This is a genomic window from Klebsiella michiganensis, assembly GCA_000963575.1.
Lineage (GTDB): Bacteria > Pseudomonadota > Gammaproteobacteria > Enterobacterales > Enterobacteriaceae > Cedecea > Cedecea michiganensis_A.
In genome coordinates, this window is record CP011077.1 from 906103 (window position 1) to 914859 (window position 8757).

Here is an 8757-nt window from a genome sequence, read left to right on the forward strand (position 1 = left end):
CGGAAAGGAGCGCGAGCATGTGAACTACATTCTCTCTCCCTGCAACATGATGGCCTGCGGGCTGGCAAACTTGTTAGCCGCAGGTCAGGGAGTGGGGGAGGAAGTCGCGCGGGAAGAGGCCGGGGCGCGGTTCGTGGTCTATCTGCCCGATCAGCCGTACTGGTTACTGGTCGTCTTGCGGCAGGTGGCGCAGCTGCTCGACAGCCACGGCGGCCAGCTGCCGATGCTTATTCTGAGCCGAAGCTCAGCTTCATGGATCTGGCGTTCGCTGCAGAAGTTAGTGAAAAAAGAAAGTTATCTTAGCGGCGTGCGAGTGGCCCCCTCCGATCTGCCCAGCGCCAGCCTGGCAGCGCTACTGCGCGGGGACTGGGATAACAGCGTGAGCCTCAAAAAACACGCTCTTGAAGAGGAAATGGTGAGCCAAATCCGGTCAGAAGGTTTGACCCGAAAAGAGCTTGATGTGCTGGTGGACTCCCTGGCCGGGCAGACGATTCAGGAGCAGGCGAAACAGCGGGGCGTCAGCCATAAAACGCTGTATGTACAGCGAATGTCCGGGCTAAAGAAAATGGCCCATCCGCTGCTGCATGAGAAAGCGCCGGTGGCGAGTAACCAGCAGAAAAAAAGTGCCTCAAGCGGGATGGTGGCGGCCCTTTCCCCTTTCGAAAGAGAGTTGGCTTATGCCATCCACAACCGCCAGGTTTACCCGGTGTTCCAGCCTATTGTGAATGGTGGGCTGCAGCTAAAAGGGCTCGAGATCCTGGCCCGCTGGCACCGAAACGGGCAAACCATGCAGCCCGCAGAGTTCCTGCCGCAGATCCGGTCCAGCTATACATGGCGGTTGTTAACGGCCTTTATGCTGCAAGAGGCGGTGGGGGGCATTAATCAGTATCAGGGGGAGTATTATTTTGCCGTTAATATTCCGGCCGCGGTTTCAAACAGTGAGAGCCTGTTCGGCATCATTAAGCAACTGAGTACCCGGCTGATAAACCCGTTCTGGACGGACAGGCTGGTGCTTGAAATCTCAGAAGAGCTGAATTTGCTGCAGCATCAGGAGAGCCGGTTTTTCATTACCCAGCTTCAGCATCAGGGATACCGGGTCATGCTTGATGATTGCTTTTCCCAGAGCAGCGTTTACTTCCCGGTGCGGGCGGTGCGGTTTAGCGATTACAAACTGGATCGCAAAGTCGTGGAGGACGCGCAGTATGAACCTCATGCGCTGGCGCTGATCAAAAGCCTGGCGTATTACTGCGAACTAACGGGAAGTTACTGCGTTGCCGAGGGCATTGATAGCCGTGAGAAATTAAGGCTGCTTCTGGCGTCCGGAGTACATCTCTTTCAGGGGTACAGTATCTCTCAGCCCGTTTTCAAGTTTGAACTCCGGCAGATGATCGACGCCTTGAAAAGAAGAGAGACGGTGCAGCCCATCGCCTGAGCCAGCGCTTCTTCCCCTCCCCCTGGCAGGGAGAGGGGATAAAAATTTTCCGTCGCTCGTTTTCCCCTCGCCCTAAAGGGGAGAGGGAATAAAAAACGCGGCGCTACTTGTTTTCTCCCTCGCCCCTTTGGGGAGAGGGCCGGGGTGAGGGGCAGAATAGTTCCCGAATATTTGCGAGAAAACCGGTCGGTTCAGCGCCTCAGCGGTTCTCTTCAATATAACGCGCCAGATCCGCCGGGGTTTTCAGCACGCTTGCGACTTCCGTCGGCGGGATCATGCAGCCGTACACGTCCTGCACTTCCAGCACCAGATCAACGGCCAGAATTGAGTCGAGAATATCGGACTCGATCAGCTCATCGTTAAAGCCGACCTTGCGGGATAACACTTTTTCAAACAGGGCGAGAATCTCTTGTTCCATCTTTTTTTCCTGGGTCATTAATTCGTGCGAGCCTGGGTATCCAGCAGCTTGCGGTCGATTTTGCCGTTAGGGTTCAGCGGCAAAGCGTCTTTAATAATGATTTGCGAAGGCACCATATAAGGCGGGATCACCTTCGCGAGTGAGGTCTTGATTGCCTCCGGCGCCAGGCCGGTTACGCAGAACGCCGCAATGCGCAGCACGCCGCCGCCGGATTTCATCAGCGGCAGCACTACGGCTTCGCTAATGCCGGACATCGCCAGCAGGCGGTTTTCAATCTCGTTGATTTCAATACGGTAGCCGTTCAGCTTGATCTGGCTGTCGTTGCGGCCCTGGCAATACAGTAGCCCGTCTTCGTAGCCGAGGTCGCCGGTTCGGTAGCCGCGGTACTGCTCACTTTCGCGGTGCAGCAATTTCGCGGCGTTTTCCTGCGGCAGGCCGAGATAGCCACGCATGACGTTTTTCCCCCAGATGATCAGCTCACCTTCCGAGGTAATTTCCATTCTGGACTCCGGCATCATGGTGCCCACCGGCAGCACGTCATTTTCGCTGTGCAGGATCTCGTCGGTAATTTCAATCACCGTGGTGGCGATGGTTGCTTCCGTTGGGCCATAAGAGTTCAGAATTTTGGCCTGCGGGAAGCGACGGCGCAGCTGCCTGACCAGCGCTTTGTTCAGCACTTCTCCAATGAACACAAACACGCTCAGCGCGGGCAAATAGTCGGCGCTGAACTGCGGGGACAGCAGTTTCTGGTAGGCGAAAGAGGGCGTGGAAACCCAGGCCGAAACCGCGTTAGTTTTCAGGCGTTCAAGCCAGTTTTCAGCGGCAATATCTTCCTTGGCGTTCAGCACAATGTGCCCGCCGGTGGCGAGGTTCGCCAGCAGAGGAATAAGGGAAAGGTCGAAGCTGAACACCGCGTGGTTCATCAGCACCGGCACCTCCGGCAGCGCAAAGTCCTCGCGCACCCACTTCATAAAGTGCCACAGGCTCTCGCGGCCAATCTGCACGCCTTTTGGTTTCCCGGTACTGCCTGACGTAAACATGATGTAGGCCAGATCGGGCTCGGCCAGCACGCTGCCGGTTTCGCCGGTCGCCACAAACTGCTTCGTCACGACGTCGTAATAATAAGGGGCGCTGGCAAGCTGGCAGATCTCTTTCAGCCGCTCCTGCGGATAGATGCAGTCCACCGGAATATACGGGATGTTGTGCAGCAGGCAGCTGTAAATCGCCACGGCAAATTCGGCCTGCTGGTGCCCGTATAAAACCACCGGCGTTCCGGCGGGCTGCTGGCACCGCGCGTAGCGCTGCGCCCAGTCGGTTGCGGCGACGGAAAGCTGTTGCCAGGTCAGGGCGGTATCGCTGCCGCTGATGGCTAACTGGTTTGGGCGCGCGGGGTCGAGTAATGCCGCGCGCAGAAAATCCTGCAGTTCCTGAAGCTCTGAATGAAGGTTCATAGAGGTGACATTCCACTAAAGATGTAGAGGGAGGCCGCGGCGCTTGCCAGCGTCAGAATTCGTCCAAAAAACGCGATAACCGGATGGCGTAACCCGTTACTCAAGGCCGGGCTGCGTTTGGCGAACCAAAGCAGCATGTTATGGGCAACGGAAATGGCGCCGAACAGCGCGCCGCTGATGACGTAGTGTCGTTCAAGCCCGTTCCAGGCCCCCATGCAAAAGAGCGTGCAGAAGATACCGACGTTCTGTGCCAGGGTTTTATTTTGACGGAAGAAATCGAGCTTCATCAGATTCATGTAAATCGGCATAAAGACTACGTCGCGCAGCCACTCAGACAGGCTGATGTGGAACCGGCGCCAGAAGTCCTGCGGGTTTTTAGCCAGAATCGGCATATTGAAGTTGGCCGGAATATTGAGGCCAAACAGCCGCCCGGCGCCGATAGCCATATTGCTGTAGCCCGCAAAATCAAAGTAGAGATAGGCGCTGTAGGCTATCGACATCACCACGCCCACGGTGAGAGTGAACGGCCTGTGGCTCCAGGACTCAATCACCAGGTTGTCGATCAGCATCGCGAACAAAAACTTCTGCACGACGCCGGTGACGATTTGTTCTACGGCCAGTAAAAACTGTTCGCGGGTAAGCCTGAATACCGGCTTATTAATATCGCCGACCCACGTTCTCCAGCGGTACATCGGGCCCGCGAGAATAATGAACGGCATAAACAGATAGCAGAAATAATGCAAAAAGTTCCGGCCATCTTTTTTGCTGCGGTAAAGCAGCACATCAATGGCGCGGAAGGTCATAAACGACAGGCCAATCATGCCCCAGTGATTATTCAGGTGTAACTTCACCAGCAATAGCGGCAGCAGCGTGAGGGTGACCGCTTGCCAGGTTTTTAACCAGCCTTTCTCTTTCAGCGTGACGAGAAGATAAAACGCAAAGAATACCGCCACCGGAACAAGATAATCGCCCTGGAAAATATATCCCCAGGCCAGCGCGGCGATCGCGGTAAAGGCCGCTAAATAGGTTAGCCGGTAATGCAATACGCGGTTAACCAGCGCAAACAGCAGTGCCGATGAAAACAGAAAGAAAAAAAATGCCCCGGAGCTATACATCATTCATCCTTCAGAATTTTTGGTATTCAAAGTGCACTTTGATATTCATGCTGTCGTCCACGGAAGACCACGCCACCACGGTGATTGCCAGCAAGAGGTAAAGCACAAACAGGCGAACGGCGGTTTTCATCGTGTATGCCCTAAAGAATTCGAGTTGCAGGCAGGCGGCAAGGCGGAGAGTCCCCGGGAGCACTGACTCACTATGTGACCGGGGTGAGCTGGCGCAGCCAACGCATCTGCGGCTTGAGATATGACAGGGATAAAACTCTCGGCAATAAAGCGGTCCATAGCAACCCACGCCAGCTCTGTGGGGTGCAGGCGATCCCAGTTCCAGCCGTTCTGATAAGGCTGGGCGTACATATCGAAATAGCGCACCTGATTTTGCTCGAGATACGCCCTTACCTGCCGGTCAACGGGCTGGAATTTTTGGGTATTTTTCAGCGCCCAGGGGTTAAGCGGATCGACTATCACCACAAACTGGGCGTGGCGAGATTTGAGCAGATCGATAGTGGCTTTGAAGGCTTCCATCTGGCGGTTTACCACCGGCGTTTCATACCACTCTTCCGCTGTTTTTCCGTCTTCGTAAACGCTTTTGTCCATCCACAACGTGGCGGCGCTTTCGTGGCGGCTCTGGTTCAGCACGCTGGCATGAGTCAACTGCTGGTTCCAGTCCGGGGCGGCGTACTTTTCGGCGGGTGCCGGCCACGGGCGATGCGGTTCAGGCACAATACGCAGCAGCGCCAGCCAGTGGTTTTTTACCAAAGTACAGAAGTTAGCAAACTCATAATTAACGGACTGCCAAATAACATTCGGATGCCAGCCGTATATTTTCATTTCGCCCAGGGTTAAATGGCTAATGTCCTCTTCATCAATATGGTGTAAGTAATTGACCAGGAAAGGACGGGCTTTTTCATCCGCCATCAGCGGGTTAAAAATAGCGGCCGGAAAATGATCGGCAAAAATAGCCGGAGGAATGGTGTCGAAATAAAAACTGTCCGGGGCAAACAGCAGAACGACTTTACTGTTTGCATTAAGATCGTTTTTAAAACGTGAAAGCAGCAGGAACTGTGTGATGTTATCGACATAACTATCCCCGTAGGCCACTACCGGCTGATGTAATTGCTTATTAAAGTAATTATATACAGCGTAATGTTCATCTTCGGATGTCGAAACCTCGGAAGCACCGAGGAAAAATAACGCATTGCCTTGTAATGCATGGGAAATCGTGGCTATTTTCTCTTTTTGCTCTTTCGCCGTACCTTCCATGGTTTTAATCAACGGCTGGAATGTTAGCGGCGTGGAGAAGCCCGTCACCAGGGCCGGAACGCATAAGACCAGAACGGCAAGCAGCGCCATCAGGATATGTAGGCAGAGAGTATTTTTGATTTTCATTATTAATGTAAGGTTACATAACGACCATTTGTTTAAAATTTGTTATTTTGTCTCAACACAACAAATCATCCCTGTGTACCGCTGCACTATATACCAGCCTTCCCCCCGATGATGAGCGTTGCTGTGTAACGGTATGTACAATGAACTTAGCCCGGTAATAAAAATCTGTGCGGCTATGCCAGAGTAAACCAGGGCAGACAGTGGGGATTCTTCCGGGGGCTTATGTCAGATGGCCTAACTTTCCTGTGCGGGTTTATTGCAACGTAAATCGACGCCCAGCGGATAAGCAAGCATGAGGGAAATAATTTCTTTACGGGGTGAGGAACTTAATTGTTTATTTCTAAGTGATTTTGTTGAGTAATATTTTAAATATTAGTAAATAAAATAAATTCTTAAGGTTAATTTAATATATTGATGCTTTGTGAGTTATTAATAGCATTGATTTTATTGAGTTTTGTTTTCATAGCACAGCTGTCTACCCGCCATGGCAGAGAGGAAGAAAATAAAGCTGCATTTTATCGGCCGGAGGAGCAATATACTTATCCTGTCCGCCATCCGTTGCCTGAAACCCTTACCGTGAGTTAATGCCATGAGTTTGAAAATACGTAGAGCAAAGCCGGAAGACGTGTCGCTTCTGGCGGCGCTGGGGAGTACAAGCTATCGCTATCACTTTGAACAGTATTGGGTTTCCGGGGAAGAACTTCGGGCCTTTATTGAGCAGGAATACGGGCAGGAAACGCTGGCCGAAAGCCTGGCCGATCCGACGGTTAGCTGGTTTATTGCTGAGGCTGAAAAGCTGGTAGGGTTTGCCAAAATCAGCTGGCATCGCCCGGTGCCTGAGCAGTCGTTTTCGGGCGCGTTGCTCAACAAACTCTACCTTGCTCCCGGAGAAACAGGTAAAAACTATGGCCGGCTGATTTTTGACGAAATGCTCCAACTGGCGCAGAAACGAGATCAGAATTATTTCTGGCTGGAAGTGCTGGAGGGTAACCTCGGCGCAAGGCGTTTTTACGAGGCCCAGGGCATGCGCCACTTAACCAGCGAAACATTTTCCAGCGCCACCCAAACCAGCACCATACATATTCTCGGCAAGAGTATTTAAACGTGATGAAGTCTGCTCTGCAGCCTGCTTTTTCGATTGCCCTCCTGGGGGCAGACTGGTTTTTTAGCCGGGAAACCAGTGCGCAAGAACGGTTTGAATTGAGTCCATTTCATCTGGAGTGGATGGCGACATGTAACAAAAATAGGTCAGTTCACGCGAATCATAAAAGCAATCAGTCGGGCGATAATGCATTCACTCTCAACGCATAAAACAATACCAACAATGTTTGTCGGCGGCATGATATATCAGCTCTGATACCCCTCGTCCAAAATCAAGGTTCATGACCATGCAACACTGTTGTCGCTGAGGCTCCCCACCAAAAAAGGTAGTTTCCGCGTTTCGGGATTGATTTTAATTACCAGAGATATAAGGATGTGGCGTTGCAGAATATTCTTATTGACGTTTTTTCGTCAGCTCTGGGTCGTAGTTTAAATAAATGATAAGAATTACCCGAACCGCTGAGCCTGGGGCTCAGGGTCAGTGGGCTATTGCTAATTATCCCGAGTTGATTTCTCTGCTTGGGCAGCATCTTCCCGTAAATATGGCGAATTTATTTGCCAGGCCTTCTGCCGCCAGTGACGGCGCGATTGAGTGGTACAGCGAATTGAATGGCAAACCTGTGCCGCTCGCTGAACTCTCTCAGGTTGAGGCCGGGCGTCTGGAGATGCTGCTTAAAGAAAAGCTGGCGGTGATAGCCGAGCTCTACGCTAAATTGCAATCACAAGGCAAGCTGTCCGCAGACACCTTGGCGTTATTATTCACGGCTTCCACAATGCCGGATCGTAACAATATATGGTCCGTCGGCGGCGTACCAGTGATCACCCTTTGGCCGGTGAATCGTGTGAGTAATACACCCGCGGCTGTTGTTACCAGGCGCCTTTGGTGGCCCTGGCTGTTAGCCTTTTTATTTATTGTTGCCATTGTCCTTTTCCTGTTACGTGGCTGCATGACGCAAACGGCTGAGCCTGCCCTGGTAATACCCACCCCATCACCGGGGATGACGCCTGAACAATCGGTTAAAAAACTCTGTCCAGCTCAGAGAACTGCGCAGCAAGCGCCTGAAGTCGTTGTTATTTTTGATGCGTCCGGCTCAATGTCTCTTAGCATGGACGTTACGCCTGAGGAGCTAAAACGCTGGTCTGAACAAAAGCCGGTAGCCAATATTGAGCGTGAGCCGCGGCGGATTACTCTCGCTCGTTCATCTGCCAATCAAATCATTGATTCTCTACCAAAAGACATGAACATTAGCCTGATTGCCGCGGAAAGCTGCAATCGTGTGACCACAACACCGCCATTCCCATGGGCGCAGCGGGCGGCTTTAAAAGCAAGTATTGACGCCATTGAACCCGTAGGCAAAACGGCGCTTGCAGAGGCACTGACTAAGGCGGGGAAAATGGTTGATGGCGTGAAGCGTGATGCCATTATTCTGTTGATTACTGACGGCGACGAAACCTGTGGGGGCGATCCCTGCGCGGTTGCTCAGGCTTTAAAGCAGGCGAAACCTCGTTTGCAGATTAACGTTGTTGATATCATGAATAGTGGGGCCGGGAACTGCATTGCCAGCAATACCGGAGGCAGTGTATTTGCCGTGAACAACACGAAAGAATTTAGCTCGATGATGAACAAAGCTCTGGATGAATATATTCCCGAGGGCTGCGAGTGATTGTGAAAGGCACGGTGTTTTTTTCTGTAATAGTTTCATTACGGAATGAATTTTCTGTTCTTAATGTTCCGGAGAATTTAATTTAGGGCTGAATTTTATTATCGCAGTGCCGATAACAGCTTCAGTATTTTTATAAAAATTATTCTCTGTATTGAGAAGGGACAAGTCTGCCTCCGAGCCGTGC

At 52.0% G+C, this 8757-nt stretch carries 6 protein-coding genes and 1 pseudogene; 3 read left to right on the plus strand and 4 right to left on the minus strand.

Going from position 1 to position 8757, the window contains the following annotated elements; genetic code table 11:
* Window positions 1-19 precede the first annotated feature (19 nt).
* Window positions 20-1432: a fimbrial protein gene (locus VW41_04265; protein AJZ88312.1), complete on the plus strand. Its 1413-nt coding sequence runs from the start codon at window positions 20-22 to the stop codon at window positions 1430-1432.
* Window positions 1433-1631: 199 nt separating this feature from the next.
* Here VW41_04265 and VW41_04270 read toward each other — a convergent pair whose 3' ends face one another.
* The 4 genes and pseudogenes from VW41_04270 to VW41_04285 all read right to left on the minus strand — a co-directional run bounded on the left by VW41_04270 (window position 1632) and on the right by VW41_04285 (window position 5808).
* Window positions 1632-1850 carry a cytochrome C550 gene (locus tag VW41_04270; protein ID AJZ91851.1) on the minus strand — a complete coding sequence of 73 codons (219 nt, stop codon included), beginning with the start codon at window positions 1848-1850 and terminating at the stop codon, window positions 1632-1634.
* Window positions 1851-1867: 17 nt separating this feature from the next.
* Window positions 1868-3301 carry an AMP-dependent synthetase gene (locus VW41_04275; protein AJZ88313.1) on the minus strand — a complete coding sequence of 478 codons (1434 nt, stop codon included), beginning with the start codon at window positions 3299-3301 and terminating at the stop codon, window positions 1868-1870.
* Window positions 3298-4416 carry a cytochrome C552 gene (locus VW41_04280; protein AJZ88314.1) on the minus strand — a complete coding sequence of 373 codons (1119 nt, stop codon included), beginning with the start codon at window positions 4414-4416 and terminating at the stop codon, window positions 3298-3300. The genes VW41_04275 and VW41_04280 overlap by 4 nt, the downstream gene beginning before the upstream one ends.
* 261 nt (window positions 4417-4677) lie before the next feature.
* Window positions 4678-5808, minus strand: a pseudogene (locus VW41_04285) (hypothetical protein).
* Window positions 5809-6397: 589 nt separating this feature from the next.
* On the opposite strand from VW41_04285, the gene VW41_04290 reads away from it, so the two are divergent.
* Both VW41_04290 and VW41_04295 read left to right on the plus strand, forming a co-directional pair.
* Window positions 6398-6910 (plus strand): alanine acetyltransferase, encoded by a 513-nt coding sequence (locus VW41_04290; protein ID AJZ88315.1) that lies wholly within the window; start codon window positions 6398-6400, stop codon window positions 6908-6910.
* Between the two features lie 505 nt (window positions 6911-7415).
* Entirely contained in the window at window positions 7416-8573 is a 1158-nt protein-coding gene (locus VW41_04295) for a von Willebrand factor A (protein AJZ88316.1), read from the plus strand.
* Window positions 8574-8757 lie beyond the last annotated feature (184 nt).